Source organism: Kribbella sp. NBC_01505 (genome assembly GCF_045040285.1).
GTDB lineage: Bacteria > Actinomycetota > Actinomycetes > Propionibacteriales > Kribbellaceae > Kribbella.
On the sequence record NZ_CP109425.1, the window covers coordinates 7,004,072 to 7,023,541 of the forward strand.

Consider the following 19,470-nt stretch of genomic DNA (forward strand, 5'->3'; position numbering starts at 1 on the left):
GCTCTGCCAGCGAACGACTGGACCACCGCTAGAGGCACCAACGTCCCTTGAGGAGGCATCAAACGTGCTTGTCCGGGTTGTCGAAGTACATCTGCTCGGGTGCCGAGGCGTTCTCGTAGTGGGTGCGGAAGCTGGCGATCGCATCGGGCCGGACGTTGCGCAGGTCGCCGGCCGAGATCAACGGCTGGAACGGCGTCGCGACCGTGCCGATGATCCAGACGTTCTCGTCGTGCAGCCGCAGGATCTGCCGGCCGAGGTCGAGGCGCTTGGTGTCGTCGGCGGTGATCAGCAGTTCGTCGTAGGTGGTCTGCAGTTTGCGGATGTCACCGGTCGGTTCGAGCGCGAACTTGCCCTTCGGATCGCCGTACCAGTTGCCGTACTTCGGCGCCCAGTAGGTCAGGCCGCTGGTCGGGATGTACCAGAGCGAGTCGATGTCCCAGAGGATGGTGGCCGGGGGATAGGCGACCAGGTCGTAGTCGCCGTGCGGGATCTCCTCGTACCAGAGGTCCAGCGAGATCGGCTTCGGGACCAGATCGATCCCGACCGCCTTCCAGTACCGGCGGGCGTACTCGAGCACGGTGATCGCGGCGATGCCGACGCCGACCTCGAAGCAGCGGCCGACCAGCTGGAGCTTCTTGCCGTCCGGCCGGAGCCGCATGCCGTCAGCACCGCGCCGCATCAGACCGGCCGCGTCCAGGCGTTTGTTGGCCTCGGCAACGTCGTACGCGATGAAGCGTTGGCCCATGCCGTCTTCCCAGTACTCGTCCTCGGGCTGGGCGCACGGATGCCGGACGAACCCCTGCCCGGCGAGCAAGGCGTCGTTCATCTCCTTGCGGTTGATCGCATGCGAGAGGCCGGCGCGGAAGTCCAGTTTCTGGAACAGTTCACGGAGGACCGGATCAGGGTGACTCTGGTTGAAGTTGAGCGATGTATTCGGCTCGGCGACCCAACGGTTGACCTTGTAGCCCTTGGACTCCTGGTTGCGGATCAACAGTGGAAGTTGTTCGGCCTGGATGTCGGTGACCTGCAGGTCGAGCTGGCCGTTCGCCGCACGCAGCCCGAGCGTCTCGGCCGGCATCACGGTGTACTGCTGGCTGTCGATGTACGGCAGCTGGCGGCCTTGCTCATCGACCTTCCAGTAGTACGGATTGCGTTCGAGGCGTGCGGTCACACCCGAGCCGCGCAAGGGTGCGACGAGCTTCCACGGGCCGAGGACCGGTACGTCGGCGTTCTTCCAGATGTGCCGGCGACTCTTGAAGAAGTCGGCCCAGGTCGGCGCCGGGTTCTTCTTCATCTCCGCCTGAATCTGCGCGGGCGTGGCGAAGTCCTTGTGGAACTGCTTGAGGTAGTGCGCCGGCAGCAGCAGCGCCGAGCTGGAGTCGAAACCGGTCAGCCCGATGAAGCACAGATAGCGCAGCAGCAGACCGTGCGGTACGGCGAACTCCATCCGCAGCGTGTGGTCGTCGACCTTCACGAACTTGCCGGGCTTGCCACCGGGACTCAGCCAGCCGGGGAAGATCGGGTTGAGCTCCTTGTTCAGGTACGACTTCTCGTACGTGAACATCAGATCGTCGGTGGTGAACGGCTTGCCGTCGGACCACTTCAGGCCTTCGCGGAGATGGAAGACGTAGACCTTGCCGCCGTCCAGCACCTCCCACTTCTCGGCCAGTCCGGGGCCGACCTTGGCCGGGGTCGTCGGCGTCCACTCGACCAGGCCGGCGAACTCGACGTACCCGTTCTGGGCCGCGTTGCGGTCGATCGACCCGCGCTGCAGGACCCCGCCGTACTTGCCGGGGGACTGGATCGGTTTGAGCACCATCGGGGTCTTCGGCAGCCGCTGCTCGAGTGGTGGCAGCTTGCCGTCCTTGACCAGGCGGGCCAGCGCCGGTGACTCCTTGGCGCCCGCGTCGGCGGCCACGCCGGAGGTCGTGGTCTTCTTCGCGTCGGTAGAGAAGAACGAGCAGCCCGCGACGGCGGCGACGGACAGGGACAGACCGGACACCCGGAGGAAGGTCCGGCGGTTCAGGGGTTCGGACATCGATTTCCTCCTTTTGCACGGAAGGTGACACGATTCGCCGAAGACTTCAAGATCTGAGGTTGATCTCTGTGATTCCGTATATACCAATTGGGGCAGAAACCTTCGGGCGGCCCCGGAGCCGCGGGTTACACTGCGAGCCAGTTTCAGACGGAGGTAGGAGCCGGTATGGGAAGCACTGAGGAGCGGTCGCCGTCACCGGCGGTGGCGCGGGCGCTGACGGTGCTCGAGACCCTGGTCACCTCCGACGAGGAGCTGACGCTGACCGCGCTGGCGAAGAAGGCGAACATCCCACTCGCCACCTGCGCGTCGATCGTCTACACCCTCGAGCAACGCGACTACGCAAGCCGGCGAGTGGTCGGACGCAGCCACTTCTGGCGGCCGACCCTGCGGTTGTACGGATTGGCCACCCAGCTGATCCGCAAGGTCGACCTGTCCTCGGTCGCCAACCGCGAGCTCCGCGACGTCGCCGACCGGCTCCGGATGCCGGTGCACATCGGCGTCCTCACCGGAACCTCGATCGTGTACGTCGCCAAGGCCGCGCTGCCCGGGTTCATCCAGTTCGACACCTACCCGGGGAAGGTCTCGCACTTCAACCTGACCGCCCTCGGTAAGGCGATCGCGGCGTACCTGCCGGATGACGAACTGACGCCGTTGCTCGGTCATCTGGAGCAGGGCTACGGGCCGAAGGCGAAGCCGGTCACGGAGGAGACCTTCCGGGCCGAGCTGGCCAAGGTGCACAAGCAGGGATTCGCGGTCGAGGACCAGGAGGAGCAGGCCGACATCTCCTGTGTCGCCGCTCCATTCTTCGCGGCCGGCGGCCACGTTGCTGGTGCGGTCGGCGTGACCTCGTTCGCCCGCGATCTGACCCGCGACAAGCGCAAGCAGGCGCAGACCGCGCTCGTCCAGCTCGCCGCCACGATCTCGGAGCGCCTCGGCGCCGAAGTGGTCTAACCGGTTTCCGCCCGGTCTTGCCTGCGGTCGTCGGGGTGTCTACGCTTCGGGAATCTGAAATCGATTTCCCATCCCCGAAGACGGTGATTCCCGATGGGTTCGTATCCCTCGCCGGCCGGTGGCATCAAGGCGACCCTGACCGGCGGCAACACCGTCGGAGCCGCGCTGCGTGAACGTGCACCGCGCGCCGACGGCTACCGGCACCTCGACACCCCGGCGCTGATCAGCCGGCTGCTGCAGTTGCGGGTCAACACCTACCTGTTCTGCATCTGGGACTCCGCGACCGACTTCGACGATCTCTGCAACGAGTTCCTGCCGGCCGCTGCGATCGCCGGGATCGACGTCATCCCGTACATCGTTCCGCCCAGCGAGACTTCGGCGTACGGGCGTGCCTCGCGTCCCTATCGGCTCGACTACGTCAGCTGGGCAAAGGCGTTCGCTGAGCTCGCGGTGAAGTACCGGAACTTCACGGCCTGGGCGATCGACGACTTCGAGGTCGGTGAAAACGCCGAGCTGTTCACGCCGACGTACATGCGCGAGTTTCTTGATGTCGCGGAGGCGATCAGTCCGGAGCTGCGGTTCTACACCTGTGCGTACTTCGGCAAGGCGACGGATCCGGAGTTCCTGGACAAGTACGCGCCGTACGTGGATGGGATCATCTATCCGTTCCTCGATGGTCGTCACGAGAACACGACCGTGGCGGACTCGCTCGGCGCGTGCCTGGACGAGATCCTCGAGCACACCGAACCGCGCGGACTCGAGTTGATCCCGCTGATCTACACCGGCCGATTCCTCGACGCGCCGCTGCACGCCACCCCGGAGTACTGCACCGCGACCCTGACGACCACTGCCCAGTACGTCGCTGCCGGTCGGATCCCCGGCGTGATTGCGTACGGAACCCAGCTGGACGACGGCCCGGCGCCCTCGGTGGACAACAAGGCTCTCTACGGGACCGGTCGGCTCGCGCTGATCAACAATCGGGCGAAGACACCGGCCACGTCGTCCGCCTCGGCCTCGCAGCGGGTGCGGGTCGATCCGCGGCTGAGCCGGTACGAGGTGTCGTTCTGGTACCACCGATGGTTCCTTGCATCGGGCATCGATCCGGGGATCTACGAGCTTCAGCTGCTGATCGACGGAGCCGTCGTGTGGACGATGGATCTGCACGAGCAACGCTGGCCGGTGTGGACCAACGGGGATGGGATGGAAGGGCCGGTCGACGTCACCAAATACGTTGCCGATCGCAACGAGGTCGAGGTGACCTTCCGATTACGGGTCCTGAAAGACATTGCCGGGCAGTACATCGATGTCGGGGTCGACCATGTCGAGGGGCTCGGGCTCGACATCCGCAACGGCGGATTCGAGGAGCGCGGGGACTGGACGCTGCGCACGAGTGGTCCACTCGTGTCCGTCATCGACCATTACCTGGCCGACCGTCCGGCACGTATCTTCACAGCGATCTCACGCTGTTTCGCAACGACCTGAGGAGACCTGATGGCCGAGCACCTCAAGACCGGCTGGCCGCAGCAGGTCGTGCGGCAGCAGGAGGTGATCGACACCGTCAGCCGGATCCTTCGCGAGGTGGAGCACGAGGGGGAGCCGGCGATTCGGCGGTGGTCGGCCCAGCTGGATGGCTGGGAGCCGCCGACCTTCGTCGTACCGGCGGAGCGGATCAAGGCGGCCGCGGAGACGGTCGACGACGAGCTTGCGAAGCAGTTGGAGTTCGCGCGGAGTCAGGTCGAGCGGTTCGCCGGGGCGCAGCGGGACACGTTGCAGGATCTGGAGCTCGAGACGCTGCCGGGCGTCGTACTGGGGCATCGTCATGTGCCGGTCGCGAAGGTCGGTTCGTATTCGCCGGGTGGCCGGTACCCGCTGATCGCGTCGTCGATCATGACCGTGACCGTGCCGAAGGTCGCCGGGGTCGACACGGTGGTCGCGGTCGCGCCGCCGCGGGACGGCCAGGGCATCTACGGTCCGCAGCTCTACACGATGAACCTGGCCGGCGCGGACGTGATCGTCTGTCTGGGTGGTGTCCAAGCGTTTGCTGCCATGGCCTTCGGGATCGAGGACGTTCCCCCGGTCGACCTGGTCGTCGGAGCCGGCAACGCGTACGTCGCCGAGGCTAAGCGGCAGCTCTTCGGCACGGTCGGCATCGATCTGCTGGCGGGGCCGACCGAGGTGGCCGTGATCGCCGACGAGACCGCAGACCCGCGCTTGGTCGCCGCCGATCTGCTGGGCCAGGCCGAGCACGGTTTCAACAGCCCGGCCTTGCTCGTCACCACCTCCCGTGACTTCGGTACGGCGGTGATCGCGGAGGTGGAGCGTTGGTTGGCCGGTGACTGGCCGACGGTTGAGGTCGCCGGCGCGGCCTGGCGTGATCACGGCACGGTCGTGGTCTGCGAGTCGCGCGAAGAGGCCGTTCAGGTTTCGGATGCTTATGCTCCGGAACATCTCGAGATCCAGACCAGCGATGACGACTGGTACGCGGCCAACCTGCGCAACTACGGCTCGCTGTTCATCGGCCCCGAGGCGACCGTCGCGTTCTCCGACAAGTCGATCGGTACCGACCACGTCCTGCCCACCGGCCGCGCCGCCCGCTACACCGGCGGTCTCTGGGTCGGCAAGTTCCTGAAGACCGTCACCTACCAGCGCCTAACCCCAGGTGGCGCACGCATAGTCGCGCCCTCGACCGCCGCGATCGCCGACGCCGAACTCATGCACGGTCACGCCCTCACCGCCCGCCTTCGCCAGTGAGGCAGCTCTTCAACCGAGCCGCGGGAGGAGGTCGGCGAACTCGAGGAGAGCCTGGTCGACCATGCGGATCTCTTCGGTGTCCAGGTGGTGGGCGGGCTCGCGGCAGTAGGGGGAGTCGAAGAGGCCGCGGCGGACGGAGATGAGTTTCTCGGCGGCGATGATGCGCTCGGTGTCGAGCATCCAGTAGGAGATGTAGGGGAGCAGGCGGCGGTGGAGGTCGACCCCGCCGGCCTCGTCGCCGGTGGCGAAGTGGCGCCAGATCTCCACGTAGATCTCGGTGAGTGAACAACCCGGCTGCGTGCCGACCGCGCCGCGGCGGATCGCGTCGGGGAGTTGGACCCCGGCGTACCCCTCCAGTGCGGCGAGGGACGGCGTACCGGCTGCGAGCTCGGCGATCAGTGGGCCGGGCGGGCTCGACTCGACCTTGACCAGGCGGAGGTTCGGGTGGTCCTGGGCGATCGAGCGCAGCAGGTCGGCGTCGAGGCTGGTACCGGTCTCGCTCGGCGCGTATTGCAGCACCATCGGGATCGGGTCGATCGCGGTCAGCACCGTGCGGACATGATCGGCCAGTGCGTTGCGCGACGGCGACAGGAAGTGCGGCGGCAGCAGGTTGATCAGGTCGGCCCCGGCCTGCACCGACTCCATCGCACGCTGCGCGGCAAGCCGCGTCGCATGATCCTGTACGGCGACCACCGCGGCCACGTCGTTGCGGCCGCGCGTGTGTTCCAGCAGCATGCCGGTCAGCTTCCGCCGCTCGTCCTCGGACAGCTTGTGGAACTCGGATGCGAAGCCCGGGAACATCACGCTGGTGACGCCGGTCGAGAGCACGTAGCTGACGACGCGGTCGAAGCCGGCGTAGTCCACCGCGCCGTCGGCGGTGAACGGGACTTCGAGCACGGGGGACACCCCGCGGACGAGTAAAGACGCGTCGGTGGGCCGTGCGGAACCGATTGCTGTGGTGGCCATTTCGTCCTCCCTAAGGGTCACCGGGCGAGCAGCCGGGCGAGGTTGCCGCCGAATACCGCGGACTTCTGGTCGTCGCCGATCGGCCAGTCGCGGATCCGATCGACTTCGGCGACCGGCACCGTGTACGGCGCATCGGTCGAGAACATCAGCCGGCCGGCCCCGATCTCGGGCTCGGCCAGGAAACCGTTCAGCACGGTGTCCCACGGCGCGTACGACGTATCGCCGTACAGGTTAGGAGCGTGCAGCAGGGCCGGGATGGCGTCGATCCAGAAGTCGGTCGCACCGCTCTTGCCCATCAGCACCGGCAGCTCGGGTCGACGCCGGGCGAGGGTCGCCAACGGCAGCGGGAGCGCGGTGGCCGGCGTACCGGTCCGGACGTAGACGAACCAGCCGGCGGTCGCGGCGAAGTCGAGGAGTGGGTCGAGTAGTCCGTCGAGCAGGTCGAAGCCTTGGAGGATCGAATCGACGGCCAGCGCGACTGCACCGGCATCGCGCGCTCGGTCGAGCTCGTCGAGGGCCGCTCGGCCGCGCCACGGGTTGGCCACGGCGTAGGCGAGCAGCCGGCCGTTCGATTCCGCAGCGGCCGTGGTCGTGGTCTCGTTGCCTTCGCGGTTGTCGTAGGCGATACAGCGTTCGCCGGGCGCGACCAGTGCCTGATCGATGCCGAGGGCATCCATCGTCGCGATCAGGTCGATGGGTTTCAGCTCGGCTTCCCGACTGTCTCCGATCCGGCAGTGCGCATCTAGTCTCAATTCTTTCCCCGCCCCACCGCCCCGGTCGATCATTGCGGCACCTTCAACCCGAGAGCGCCGAGGGCGTCGGCGTGGATGATTCCGTCGATGACCTCGTCCGGAACCCGCGGCAGCTTGGTCCCTTCGAGCATGTCGTTGACCGTGCGCAGGCCAGCGATCGCTTCGCCGGTGTTGGCGATCGGGAAGTCCGACCCGAGCAGCAGCTTGCCGGCAGCGCCCCACTCGACCGCGTTGATCAGCGACTGGTACAGCACCCACGGACGGAGGTAGATGGACGACACATCGGCGTACACATGCGGGTGTTTGCGGATCGTCACGACGGTCTCGCGGCTCCACGGGTGACCCATGTGCGCCATCACGATCCGCAGCTCCGGGTGCCGCAGCGCGATCTCGTCGGTGACGAGCGGATAGGTGTAGCGCAGCGGGGCTTCGCGGATCGGGGAGGCACCGGAGTGGAAGAGGATCGGCAGACCGTGCTGCTGGCAGTAGTCGTAGAACGCGAGGGCGGGCTCGCCGAGCGGGTCGAAGTTCTGGTAGTTCGGGCCGAGCTTCACGCCGACGAGTCCTTGCTCACGGCAACGGTCGGCTTCGTCGAGAGCGCCGGGTGCGGTCGGGTTCACGGACATGAATCCGATCCGCTTGGCCGGATTGGCCTGGACGAACTCGATGGTGTTGTCGTTGCAGCGTTCCGGCAGGTAGGGGAGGCCGGTCGCGGCCAGCGGGTCGTCGACCGCGATGTTGAAGACGATCGACACATCGGCGGCGGCCATCGCGTCGTCGTACTCGGCCCACGTGTTGGTCGTCACCACCGGCCGGTCGTTGCGCCAGCTCGTGAACACCTGGCGCTCGTCGTCGGGCACCACGTCGCGGTGGGTCGGGGTGTGCGCATGGACATCGACGATCATCGGAACTCCCGCAACAGGTCGGCTCGCAAGGTCACTCCCAGGCCGGGTTCACCGCTCAGCCGAACCGTCCGGCCGTCACTGTCCAGCGGCTTCGCCAGCACATCTTCGGTGTAGTAGTGGGCGCCGATGATGTCACTCGGGTACGCCGACAGCCGGGGTAACGCGGCCGCGACATGCAACTGGGCCGCGGCGCCGATGCCGAGTTCGCCGTTCGAGCCGATCAGTATGTCGAGGCCGTGCGCGGTGGCGAGTTGACCCATCTGTACGGCGCGCCCGGGGCCGCCGGACTTGCCGACGTACAGGCTGATGACGTCGGCGGCGCGGGCGTCGATCACGTCGACGAGATCGTGCAGGCCGAAGACGGACTCGTCGGCGATGACCGGGAGACCTAGCTGGCGGAGTTCGCGGAGGCCCTGGAGGTCGCGCGGTTCGAGGGGTTGCTCCACGAAGTCGACGTGCAGGGCGGCGAGTTCGGGGATGATGCGGGTGGCGTCCGCACGGGACCAGCCGCCGTTCGCGTCCGTGCCGAGGAACGCGTCGCCGACCAGCTGGCGTGCGCGCCGTACGCGCTGGAGGTCGTTGGCGAGGCCGACCTTCACCTTGAAGGCGCCGAAGCCTGCCGCGGTGGCTGCCCGGTAGGCGCGTTCGAGGTGCTCGCCGTCGCCGGAGAGGGAGAGCTTGATCGGGATTTCGGTGCGATAGGGACCACCGAGCGCGACAGCCAACGGAACGTCGAGCGTGCGGGCGAACGCGTCCCAGAGGGCGATCGAGACGCCGGCCTTGGTGAACGGGTTGCCGTGCAGAACCTTGTCCATCAGCTCGTCCGCGGCGCCGACCGGGGTGAGCGGGGAGCCGATGAGCGCAGGGGCGAGGATGGTGCGGATGAAGTGATCGGCTGAGGTGCCGTCCTCGCCCGACCACAGTGGCGTTGCGCTGACCTCGCCGTACCCCTCGATGCCGTCGCTGGTGATGACGCGGACCAGCAGGAAGTCTGAGCGGTCGTGGGCGCCTCGGGCGCCCCGGACCAGGAGTTCGGGGTCCGCCTCGAGGCTGATGGATGCGGTCTGGATCGCTGCGATCGTGCTCATGGTTTGGCCAGGAGGCGGCGGGGGTTGTCGATCAGCATCGCCTGGCGTTGGGCGTCGGTGATGCCCCAGCCGTCGATCTCCTTGACCCGGGCAACGGCATAGTCCTGGCTGGCCTTGTCGGACAGACCGGCGTCGGTGCCGAACAGGACCTTGTGCGGGGGAGCCTCGGCGAGGATGCGCCGGGCGGCGTACGGCGGGGTTCCGCACAGGCAGAGGTAGAGGTTCTCGGTCTCCTGGGTCATGGCGAGGGATTCCCGCCAGAGGTCGTGCAGCCCGCCGTGACCGAGCACCACGCGCAGTTTCGGATGCCGGCGAGCCAGGGCGGCGATCTGCCCTGCGGTCGAGTACGGCGGGGTGCCGTCGTGGCTGAGCAGGACGCCACCTGCTGCGGTGATGACCTCGCAGATCGGGTCGAGCGAGCGCTCGTGCATGCTGAACCCCTGCAGCCACGGATGCAGTTTCAGACCGCGCAGGCCGAGCTCGCCGACCATCCGCTCAGCCTCCTGTACGGCGGTCTTGCGTCGTACTGCGACTGTGCCGAAACCGGTCAGCCGATCGGGGTACTTGTGGACGAACTCAGCCAGCCGATCGTTCGACTCCGGGGTCGGATCGAACAACCCGTCGTGGCTCAGCACGACCGCCTGGTCGATGCCGGCCGAGTCCATGAACGTGACGAACTCATCCGCGCCGAACGCGGCTCCGCCCAACCAGGTCGCGGTTTCCCACGCCGGCGTGTGGGTGTGAAAGTCGATCACAGCGCCTCCGCAAGCTCAAGCAAACGATCCCCAAGCGCACCTGCCAACTGCTCGAACCAGATCCGTCCGGCTTCGGTGGTGGCTCGCTCTGGATGATCCGTGTAGCCGTCAATCCGCCGCCAGGACTCTGCCGAATGCACACCGTCGATCGCCGGCCCGCTCAATGGTTCGGAGCGCGGGTGGCGTTCTGCGACAAGTGCTTCGTCCTGCGCCAGTACGAGGGCGGTCTCGAAGATTCCTGCGTGGCCTGGGACCGGGGTGTCGCCGGTGTCGCGGGCCAGTTGCCAGTAGTCGAGATGCGCGACGTTGACGTCGTACCGGCTGGAGGCGGCCGCTGCTGCGGCGTGACAGATGCCGATGTTGCCGCCGTGCCCGTTGACCAGGAGGAGTCGGCGTCCGCCTGAGGCGGCCAGTGAGCGGGTTAGGTCGAGCAGGACGGCGAGGAGCGTCTCCGGGGTGAGCGAGAGCGTGCCGCCGAACGGCAGGTGGTGGTCGGAGGCGCCGTACGGGAGGGTTGGTGCGAGGACGAGCGGGCGGGCGGCGCGGTCGTGGACGAGCTGGGCGGCCTGCTTGGTGACGGCCTCGGCGAGGATCCAGTCGGTCCCGGTGGCGAGGTGCGGGCCGTGCTGTTCGGTGGCGCCGATCGGCAGGATGACGATTGCCTCGGGCAACAGCTCGTTGAGTTCGCTGCGGTTGGTGTGGTGCCAGGAGATCAGCATGCGGGCCTCCCCGCGACGAGTTGGGCGGTGCGGAGCGCAGCCAGGCCGTCATCGAGCGACGGGTCCGCGGTCGCACCGTTGTACAGGGCAACGAATCGATCGAGCTGCCGGTCGAAGCATCTGGTTGCTCGATCACCGGGGAAGCGGACGACGCGCTCGCCCTCGGCGGTGGTCAGTGTCAGGTCGAAGGTGAACCCGTCGAGCACCGCGAGGCCGCGGTCGCCGAGGACGCTCAGCTCGCAGCGGGGGAGTGCGCCGGTGAACCAGCCGAACTCGACCAGCGCCTGATGTCCGCCGGGGTAGGTAAGGCGCGCGCCGCCGAGGTTTGGCGTGGGGAGATCTTTGCGCGTCTGCATCGCCCACTGGTCGTCGATGCTTGTCCATTCACCACCTAGCAGGTGGGTCAGCCAGTCGAATACGTGCGCGCCCTCGTGAACCGGCGGCGGGCCGTGTTCGAGGGTGGCGGTGATTCGGGCGGTGTGCTCGGCGTCGCCCGGGCGGAACGGTTCGTCGTAAATGTGTGCACGGACCAGAACGGTTTCGCCCAGCGTGCCGTCGGCGATCCAGGCGGCCAGCTGGCCGATCGCCGGATCATGCCGATACGTCAGCCCGACCTGCACTCGCCACCGCTCGTCCAGCTGGTCATAGACCTTGGCAGCTGCCATCGAAGTAGCCACCGGCTTCTCCGCCAGCACGAACAACCCCGCCCGCGCGCAGTCCACCGTCAGCTGCGGAGTGACCCAGGGTGGCGTCGCAAGAACCACGCCGTCGCAGGCTGTGGCGTCCAGCTCGGCATTCAGCGGAATGCCCAAGCCGGCGAGTTCTGCGCGGCGGCCGGGATCGGGGTCGACGAGTTGGACCAGCTCGATCCCGGGATGCCTCAGCAGGGCAGGCAGGTGGGCGGAGACACCGATGTCCCCGAGCCCTGCCAGCGCGACCCGCATCGCACCATCCTTCGAGATCTCGTAGATAGTTCCTGAGTTCCGAAGTTTAGTGATGGTTCGGTCGCCCGGCAACGGCTCCGGGCGACTTCGGGTAGACCAGTCAGGTGGTGATCCAGTACCGCCGGGTCGTCCCCAGCCAGGTCTCCCGGATGTCCTCCAGTACGCCGCCGTTGCGCTCGATCGTCTTCGCCGAGGCGATGTTGGCGTCGTCGCAGCTCACCAGCACGCGCTCCAGCCCCTGCTCCCGCGCGTGCTTCACAACCTCCCCCAGCGCCCACGCCGCGAGCCCGCGACCACGGGCCGACGGGCGAACGCCGTACCCGATGTGTCCACCACCCTCGAGCAGCTTGTCGGTCAAGCTGTGCCGCAGTGTGATCGCGCCCAGGTACTCGTCGCCCTCGACGATCCACCAGTGCGTAGCGTGCACAAACCCCGCCCGCATCGGCGTCCGCGGATCACTCCGCTCCCGCAGATACCGAACCCAGGCCGCAAACCCCTCAGCACTCTGCACATCGTGCAGCTCCGCGTGATACCCGGACCCGTCCTGCGCAACATCCCCCCACTCAGCCATGGACTCCAGCCACGACTCCTGCCACCCCACACCCGGCACCACCAGCTCAGCCATACCCCCAAGCCTAGAAGGCCATCCGCCCCCCGCCCACCCGATTTCCACCCACCCTCCACCCTCCACCCGCCGGGGTTGCCCACTAGACCGAGGGGTTGCCCACCCGTATTTCGAGTGGGCAACCCCCCAGACGCGGGGGCAACCCCGGAGATGCGGGGGCAACCCCCTGGACGCGGGGGCAACCCCGGAGCCGAGGGGTTGCCCACCCGACTGAGGGGTTGCCCACCTGTGTTTCGAGTGGGCAACCCCCCGGATGCGGGGGCAACCCCAGTGATGCGGGGGCAACCCCCTGGACGCGGGGGCAACCCCGGAGCCGAGGGGTTGCCCACCCGACTGAGGGGTTGCCCACCTGTGTTTCGAGTGGGCAACCCCCCAGACGCGGGGGCGACCACCGAACCGCAGGGTTCGCCGAAAGGGTCGGGCGGCCGGTGATGGTCGGTTTGTGGAGTCTCGCGGTCGCTCCGTGGCAATAGGAGTCCACAGATCGCGCGTCACCGGAGGCCGACTGGGCAGACAGTGGTTGCTCGCCGCTGCGGCCGCTCTGTAACGGCAAGCGTGGCGGGCGGCCCCTTTGGCTGAGGTGGTTGGTGGGGCCGGTGATCGCGTGTCGGTTGCCCGGGCTTCCGGGCTTCGGTAGCTGCTGGTGGGTTGCGGTCGTTCGAGAGGTGCTGGTTGTGGGGTTCACGGATATCTACTCCGGCTCGGAGCCTGTTGCGATGTGGCAGGCGGCATCCTCCCCAAACCGGTTTGGGGAGGATTTTGTACGGATTCGGGGGGTGAACGCTCCCCGGTTCGCCCTCCGGGAGGACGAAACACTCCCCGAAGCGGTTTGGGGAGCGATACCGCAACCAGCACCCAGTGGCAGGAAGACTCCGTGAACCTGCAGACTCGGCGCGGCCGTTCATCGCGTCTTTGCGGGGATCCGCTGCCCCTCAGAGGCAGTAGATCCCCACAGATCTGCAGTAACCACCGCAGACGGGCCACCTGACAGGCGTCCTCGTCACTGGCGGCAACCGAAGCCCGGAACCTCAGGCAACGGGAACTGCGATCGCCGACCGCACCATCCCCCTCAGCCGTAGACCGCACCAGCCACCCGTCTCAGTAGATCCGGCCGCAGCGGCGACCAGCCACCGCGTACGCCGCCGGCCGAATCCGAGCGGACGGACGGGACGAGCACCTTCGGGACGGCGGAGTTCCTGGCCAGCCGAAGTGCCCAGCCACCGCCACCGATCCCACCCTGCCGCGATCTCCCTCCCCGAAACCGGTTCGGGAAAGAGCAGCCGCCAAATCGCAACAAGCACCCAGCGGCAGTACATCCCCGTGAATGTCCCATCCGCGGGGATCGCTGCGGCCGGGCGGCGTGGATGGTGGTCGCTGACCTCGCCATCCCTCTGCCCGGTCCAGCGGGTGAGATGAGGCGGGGACTGGTTGACGAATGTCTAGTTAGTGAGTCGACAATAGGACCATGACATGCGAGTTGATCTTGGTGCAGCGCCGCCATATCGACCTGCTGCGCGTCGCCTCCCAGGCGTGTTGATTCCAGCGGTCGGCCTCAACCCACCCATCCGGAATCCCCTGGGAAACAAGGAGTTTCACCCACTATGTCAACCTCAGAGCTTCGCCCTGCCCTGTCCGAAAGTACCCCGTCCAGCCCGCAGGAGTGGATCCAGCGGGCCGCCGAGGTGGCTGCGATCCTGGCCGTTGACGCGGCTGAACGTGATCGGGCCGGTGCTACGCCGTACGACGAAGTCCAGCTGCTCAAGGACTCTGGGCTCGTCACGTTGCTCGGTCCGGCCGAGCATGGTGGCGGCGGTCAGAGCTGGCCAACGGCGTACCAGGTGATCCGCACGGTCGCGGAGGCCGACGGGTCGATCGGGCAGCTGCTCGGTTATCACCTGTTGTGGTTCTGGGCCGCGCGCCTGGTCGGTACCAAGGAGCAGATCGCTGCCGTCGAAGAGCAGGCCACGACGAACAAGTGGTTCTTCGGTGGTGCGGTGAACCCGCGCGACGCCGACGTGGTCGTCACCGACGAAGGCGACACGATCACCTTCAGCGGCCGGAAGAACTTCTCGACCGGCAGCAAGGTCTCCGATGTGACGGTCCTCGAGGGCACGCTGCTCGACAGCGGCACCCACGTCTTCGCCATCGTCCCGTCCGATATCGACGGGCTGACCTTTCACGACGACTGGGACAACATCGGCCAGCGACTGACCGAGAGCGGCAGCGTCAGCCTCAACCACGTGCGCGTCGGCTGGGAGCAAGCCGCTGGGTTCGTCGGCAAGACATTCCAGCCGCGCGTCTACAACACGCTCAACGTTCCGACGATCCAATTGGTCTTCGTGAACTTCTACCTCGGCATCGCCCGCGGCGCCCTGGAGACCGCGGTCACCTACACCCGGGAGAAGAGCCGCTCCTGGCTGCACGGCGGTTATGCCTCCGCCGTCGACGAACCGGCCGTCATCGACGCGTACGGCGATCTGCAGTCGAAGCTGTGGGCGGTCGAAGCGCTCGCCGATGCGGTCGCGCTGGAAGCTCAGGTCATCCACGAGAACGCGTGGGAGGTGACCGAGCAGCAGCGTGGTGAGCATGAGGTCCGCGTGGCTGCGGTCAAGGCTCGGGCCACCGAGGTCGCGCTCGAAGTGACCAGCCGGATCTTCGAGGTCACCGGAGCCCGGTCGACCGCCACGATCGAAGGACTCGACAGGTTCTGGCGCAATGTCCGGACCCACACGCTGCATGACCCGGTCGCGTACAAGCGGCGCGAAGTCGGCCGGCACCTGCTCGTGGGTGAGCTGCCCGAGCCGACCTGGTACAGCTGATGTCGACCGAACGCGTCGCGGACGCGGTCAAATTCGCCTACTGGGTTCCCAACGTCAGCGGTGGTCTCGTCACCAGCGACATCGAGCAGCGGACGGGCTGGGACTTCGAGTACAACAAGAAGCTGGCGCAGACGGCCGAGCGGGTCGGGTTCGAGTACGCACTCAGCCAGGTTCGCTACACCGCGAGCTACGGTGCCGAGTTCCAGCACGAGTCGACGAGTTTCAGTCTGGCCCTGCTGCTGGCGACCGAGCGGCTGAAGGTCATTGCCGCGGTCCATCCCGGTTTGTGGCAACCCGGCGTACTGGCGAAGTTCGGCGCCACTGCGGACCACCTATCAGGTGGGCGGTTCGCGGTGAACGTGGTCAGCGGCTGGTTCAAGGGTGAGTTCACCGCGTTGGGGGAGCCGTGGCTGGAGCACGACGAGCGCTACCGGCGGTCGGCCGAGTTCCTGCAGGTGCTGCGCAAGCTGTGGACCGAGGACAACGTGGAGTTCGCCGGTGACTTCTACCGGATCCGCGACTTCACGCTGAAGCCGAAGCCCGGCGTGTTCCCGGAGCTGTTCCAGGGCGGCAACTCGACCGCGGCCCGGGACAACGCCGGCAAGCACTCGGACTGGTACTTCTCCAACGGCAAGGACTTCGACGGCGTCACCGAACAACTTCTCGACGTACGGCGGACTGCCCGCGCGGCGGGTGGTCGTGAGGTGAGGTTCGGGCTGAACGGGTTCATCATCGCGCGGGACACCGAGAAGGAAGCCCAGGACACCCTGCGCGAGATCGTTGCCAAGGCCAACAAACCTGCCGTCGAAGGGTTCCGGGACGCCGTGACCCAGGCCGGCCGGTCAGCGCCTGATGGCAAGGGCATGTGGGCGGACTCGTCCTTCGAGGACCTGGTCCAGTACAACGACGGCTTCCGATCGCAGCTCATCGGGACACCGGAACAGATCGCGGAACGGATCGTCGCCTACCGGCGGCGCGGGGTCGACCTGATCCTCGGCGGCTTCCTGCACTTCCAGGAGGAGATCGAGTACTTCGGCGCCCGCGTCCTACCGCTCGTCCGCGAACTCGAAGCGGCCGAACACACCGCCGAACTGGAGCTCGCGGCGGTCTGACGACATCCGCGCAACGTCGGGTACGACGCCGCCGCCCACAGTCGCCAGCGGCGACGTCGTACCGGTCCCAGGAACAGGTTCGGCCGGGGTCACCAGGCTCGGCCGCACCCGTGCCGACCGGCCCACCGACCGGTCGGCACACGGCAGCGGGCCCACCTCCCTGTGCACAGGGTGATGGGCCCGCTGGTTTGCCGTGCGGTCAGGCGCCGGCGCCCTCTTGCTTCACACCGGCAACCGCGGTCGGGTCGTCGATCCGGTACTTGCGGGCCGCCTCGGCCGCGACCTCCGGCTTGACGTCACCGCGCTTGGCGAGGATCTGCAGCGCCGCCACGACGACCGACTCGGCGTCGACCTGGAAGTGGCGCCGGGCCGCGGCCCGGGTGTCGGCCAGGCCCCAGCCGTCGGTGCCGAGCGACGTGTAGTCGTTCGGGACCCAGCGGGAGATCTGGTCCTGCACCGCGCGCATGAAGTCGCTGACCGCGACGACCGGACCCTTGGAGTCCTTCAGCTGCTCGGTGATGAACGGAACCTGCTCCGCCTCCTCCGGGTGCAGCAGGTTGTGCTCCTCGGCCGCGATCGCGTCCCGGCGCAGTTCGTTCCAGGACGTCACCGACCAGATGTCGGCCGCGACCGAGTACTCCTCGGCGAGGATCTGCTGTGCCTTGCGGATCCACGGCAACGCGACACCCGAGCCGAGCAGCTGGACCCGCGGTACGTCGTCGCCCGCGGCCGTCTCGTACTCCTCGAAGCGGTACATGCCCTTGAGCAGGGCCGCGACGTCGAGATCCTTCGGCTCGGCCGGCTGCGCGACCGGCTCGTTGTAGACGGTGAGGTAGTAGAAGACGTCCTCGCCGTACGGCTTGTCCTTGTCCAGCCCGTAGCCGTACATCCGGCGGAGGCCGTCCTTGACGATGTGCGCGACCTCGTAGGCGAACGCGGGGTCGTAGTGCACGGCGGCCGGGTTCGACGAGGCGAGCAGCGGCGAGTGACCGTCCGCGTGCTGCAGACCCTCGCCCGTCAGCGTCGTCCGGCCCGCGGTGGCGCCGATCACGAAGCCGCGGCCGAGCTGGTCGCCGAGCGCCCAGAGCTGGTCGCCGGTCCGCTGGAACCCGAACATCGAGTAGAAGATGTAGAACGGGATCATCGGCTCGCCGTGCGTCGCGTACGCCGTACCGGCCGCGATCATCGAGCCCATCGCACCGGCCTCGCTGATGCCCTCGTGCAGCAGCTGACCCTTCTCGGACTCCTTGTAGGCAAGGAGCAGCGCGCGGTCGACCGCCTCGTACTGCTGACCGTGCGGCGAGTAGATCTTCGCCGTCGGGAACATCGAGTCCATGCCGAACGTGCGGTACTCGTCCGGGGCGATCGGGACGATCCGGTGCCCGATCTCCGGGTCCTTCATCAGGTCGCGGAAGAGCCGGACGAGCGCCATCGTGGTCGCCACCGGGGTCTTCTCGTTGCCCTTGCTGAGCGGCTTGTAGACGTCGTCGCCCGGGAGCTTCAGCGTCTTCGGCCTGACCCGCCGCTCGGGCAGGAAGCCGCCGAGCTGCGAACGCCGCTCCATCATGTACTGGTACTCCGGCGAGTCCTTGCCGGGGTGGTAGTACGGCGGGTTGTAGGCGTCCTCGAGGTCCTTGTCCTCGATCGGCAGGTAGAGCCGGTCGCGGAAGGTCTTCAGGTCGTCGGAGGTGAGCTTCTTCATCTGGTGGGTCGCGTTGCGGCCCTCCAGCGACTCGATCGTCCAGCCCTTGACCGTCTGGGCCAGGATGACGGTCGGCTGCCCGACGTGCTCGGTGGCGCTCTTGAAGGCCGCGTAGACCTTGCGGTAGTCGTGACCACCGCGGGGGAGCTTGCGCAGGTCCTCGTCGGACAGGTTCTTGACCATCTGCGCGAGCCGCTGGTCGCCGCCGAAGAAGTTGTTCCGGATGTACTCGCCGGACTCGACGGAGTAGGTCTGGAACTGGCCGTCCGGCGTGGTGTTCATCTTGTTCACCAGCGCGCCGTCGTGGTCCTGGGCGAGCAGCGAGTCCCACTCGCGGCCCCAGACCACCTTGATGACGTTCCAGCCCGCGCCGCGGAAGAACGCCTCCAGCTCCTGGATCACCTTGCCGTTGCCGCGGACGGGACCGTCCAGCTGCTGCAGGTTGCAGTTGATCACGAAGGTGAGGTTGTCGAGCTCCTCGCGGGCGGCCAGGCCGATCGCGCCGAGCGACTCCGGCTCACCCATCTCGCCGTCACCCAGGAACGTCCAGACGTGCTGCTGGCTGGTGTCCTTGATGCCGCGGTGGTGCATGTACCGGTTGAAGCGCGCCTGGTAGATCGAGTCCAGCGCGGCCAGACCCATGGAGACCGTCGGGTACTCCCAGAAGTCCGGCATCAACCGCGGGTGCGGGTACGACGACAGGCCCTTGTGCGGGCCGCGCGAGACCTCCTGGCGGAACCCGTCCAGCTGGTCGGCGCTCAGCCGGCCCTCGAGGAACGCCCGGGCGTACATACCGGGGGAGGCGTGGCCCTGGATGAAGACCTGGTCACCGCCGCCCGGGTGGTCCTTGCCCCGGAAGAAGTGGTTGAACCCGACCTCGTACAGGCTGGCCGCCGACTGGTAGGTGGCGATGTGACCGCCGACCTCGAGGCCCTTGCGGTTCGCCTTGCTCACCATCACGGCGGCGTTCCAGCGGATGAAGGCCCGGATCCGGCGCTCGATGTGCTCGTCGCCGGGGAACCACGGCTCCCGCTCGGGCGGGATCGAGTTGATGTAGTCGGTGCTGCGCAGCGCCGGAACGCCGACCTGCCGTTCCCGAGCCCGCTCGATCAGCTTGAGCATCAGGTAGCGCGCTCGCGCCTTGCCGCGTTCGTCCAGCACGGCGTCGAGCGATTCGACCCACTCGCGTGTCTCGTCGGGGTCGATGTCGGGGAGCTGGGTGGGCATCCCCTCGGTGATGATGGCTGGTGGTTCGTGTCCGGAAGCCACGGTGTCCTGCCGTTCTCTCTGGTTGTCTTCACCGCAATCCTGTCACCTGTTCGGAATGCGTTCTACTTCGCCTT

Annotated in this window: 16 protein-coding genes; 6 read left to right on the forward strand and 10 right to left on the reverse strand. The window is 67.3% G+C overall.

Features of this window, described 5'->3' with window-relative positions:
- Positions 1-58: 58 nt before the first annotated feature.
- Complete coding sequence (locus OG474_RS33085) at positions 59-2,038, reverse strand: ABC transporter substrate-binding protein (RefSeq protein WP_405057534.1); 1,980 nt, start codon at positions 2,036-2,038, stop codon at positions 59-61.
- A gap of 165 nt (positions 2,039-2,203) precedes the next feature.
- On the opposite strand from OG474_RS33085, the gene OG474_RS33090 reads away from it, so the two are divergent.
- From OG474_RS33090 to hisD, 3 genes are all read left to right on the forward strand, one after another.
- Complete coding sequence (locus OG474_RS33090) at positions 2,204-2,989, forward strand: IclR family transcriptional regulator (RefSeq protein WP_405057535.1); 786 nt, start codon at positions 2,204-2,206, stop codon at positions 2,987-2,989.
- 93 nt (positions 2,990-3,082) lie between these two features.
- Positions 3,083-4,471, forward strand: a complete 1,389-nt coding sequence (locus tag OG474_RS33095) for a hypothetical protein (RefSeq protein ID WP_405057536.1) — start codon at positions 3,083-3,085, stop codon at positions 4,469-4,471.
- A 9-nt stretch (positions 4,472-4,480) separates the two neighbouring features.
- The gene (gene hisD / locus OG474_RS33100) at positions 4,481-5,740 is read left to right on the forward strand and encodes a histidinol dehydrogenase (RefSeq protein WP_405057537.1); all 1,260 of its coding nucleotides are present in this window, start codon (positions 4,481-4,483) and stop codon (positions 5,738-5,740) included.
- A 9-nt stretch (positions 5,741-5,749) separates the two neighbouring features.
- Here the strand turns inward: hisD and OG474_RS33105 are convergent, their stop codons facing one another.
- The 8 genes from OG474_RS33105 to OG474_RS33140 all read right to left on the reverse strand — a co-directional run bounded on the left by OG474_RS33105 (position 5,750) and on the right by OG474_RS33140 (position 12,494).
- Positions 5,750-6,706, reverse strand: coding sequence for a dihydrodipicolinate synthase family protein (locus OG474_RS33105; RefSeq protein WP_405057538.1), 957 nt, complete (start codon positions 6,704-6,706; stop codon positions 5,750-5,752).
- A 17-nt stretch (positions 6,707-6,723) separates the two neighbouring features.
- Positions 6,724-7,491 carry an amidohydrolase family protein gene (locus OG474_RS33110; protein ID WP_405057539.1) on the reverse strand — a complete coding sequence of 256 codons (768 nt, stop codon included), beginning with the start codon at positions 7,489-7,491 and terminating at the stop codon, positions 6,724-6,726.
- On the reverse strand, positions 7,488-8,363 hold the full coding sequence (locus OG474_RS33115; RefSeq protein ID WP_405057540.1) for an amidohydrolase family protein: 876 nt from the start codon (positions 8,361-8,363) through the stop codon (positions 7,488-7,490). Before OG474_RS33115 ends, OG474_RS33110 begins: the two co-directional genes overlap by 4 nt.
- Positions 8,360-9,451, reverse strand: coding sequence for a mandelate racemase/muconate lactonizing enzyme family protein (locus OG474_RS33120; protein WP_405057541.1), 1,092 nt, complete (start codon positions 9,449-9,451; stop codon positions 8,360-8,362). Before OG474_RS33120 ends, OG474_RS33115 begins: the two co-directional genes overlap by 4 nt.
- Positions 9,448-10,206, reverse strand: a complete 759-nt coding sequence (locus tag OG474_RS33125) for an amidohydrolase family protein (RefSeq protein ID WP_405057542.1) — start codon at positions 10,204-10,206, stop codon at positions 9,448-9,450. Before OG474_RS33125 ends, OG474_RS33120 begins: the two co-directional genes overlap by 4 nt.
- Complete coding sequence (locus OG474_RS33130; protein ID WP_405057543.1) at positions 10,203-10,925, reverse strand: creatininase family protein; 723 nt, start codon at positions 10,923-10,925, stop codon at positions 10,203-10,205. Before OG474_RS33130 ends, OG474_RS33125 begins: the two co-directional genes overlap by 4 nt.
- On the reverse strand, positions 10,919-11,869 hold the full coding sequence (locus OG474_RS33135; RefSeq protein WP_405057544.1) for a Gfo/Idh/MocA family protein: 951 nt from the start codon (positions 11,867-11,869) through the stop codon (positions 10,919-10,921). Before OG474_RS33135 ends, OG474_RS33130 begins: the two co-directional genes overlap by 7 nt.
- A 100-nt stretch (positions 11,870-11,969) precedes the next feature.
- The gene (locus OG474_RS33140) at positions 11,970-12,494 is read right to left on the reverse strand and encodes a GNAT family N-acetyltransferase (RefSeq protein WP_405057545.1); all 525 of its coding nucleotides are present in this window, start codon (positions 12,492-12,494) and stop codon (positions 11,970-11,972) included.
- A gap of 1,465 nt (positions 12,495-13,959) precedes the next feature.
- On the opposite strand from OG474_RS33140, the gene OG474_RS33145 reads away from it, so the two are divergent.
- The 3 genes from OG474_RS33145 to sfnG all read left to right on the forward strand — a co-directional run bounded on the left by OG474_RS33145 (position 13,960) and on the right by sfnG (position 16,425).
- Positions 13,960-14,031, forward strand: a complete 72-nt coding sequence (locus OG474_RS33145; RefSeq protein WP_405064639.1) for a putative leader peptide — start codon at positions 13,960-13,962, stop codon at positions 14,029-14,031.
- A gap of 64 nt (positions 14,032-14,095) precedes the next feature.
- On the forward strand, positions 14,096-15,313 hold the full coding sequence (locus tag OG474_RS33150) for an acyl-CoA dehydrogenase family protein (protein ID WP_405057546.1): 1,218 nt from the start codon (positions 14,096-14,098) through the stop codon (positions 15,311-15,313).
- Entirely contained in the window at positions 15,313-16,425 is a 1,113-nt protein-coding gene (gene sfnG / locus OG474_RS33155; protein ID WP_405057547.1) for a dimethylsulfone monooxygenase SfnG, read from the forward strand. Before OG474_RS33150 ends, sfnG begins: the two co-directional genes overlap by 1 nt.
- A 199-nt stretch (positions 16,426-16,624) precedes the next feature.
- On the opposite strand, the gene aceE is transcribed toward sfnG, so the two are convergent.
- The gene (aceE, locus tag OG474_RS33160) at positions 16,625-19,354 is read right to left on the reverse strand and encodes a pyruvate dehydrogenase (acetyl-transferring), homodimeric type (protein ID WP_405064640.1); all 2,730 of its coding nucleotides are present in this window, start codon (positions 19,352-19,354) and stop codon (positions 16,625-16,627) included.
- Between the last annotated feature and the right edge of the window lie 116 nt (positions 19,355-19,470).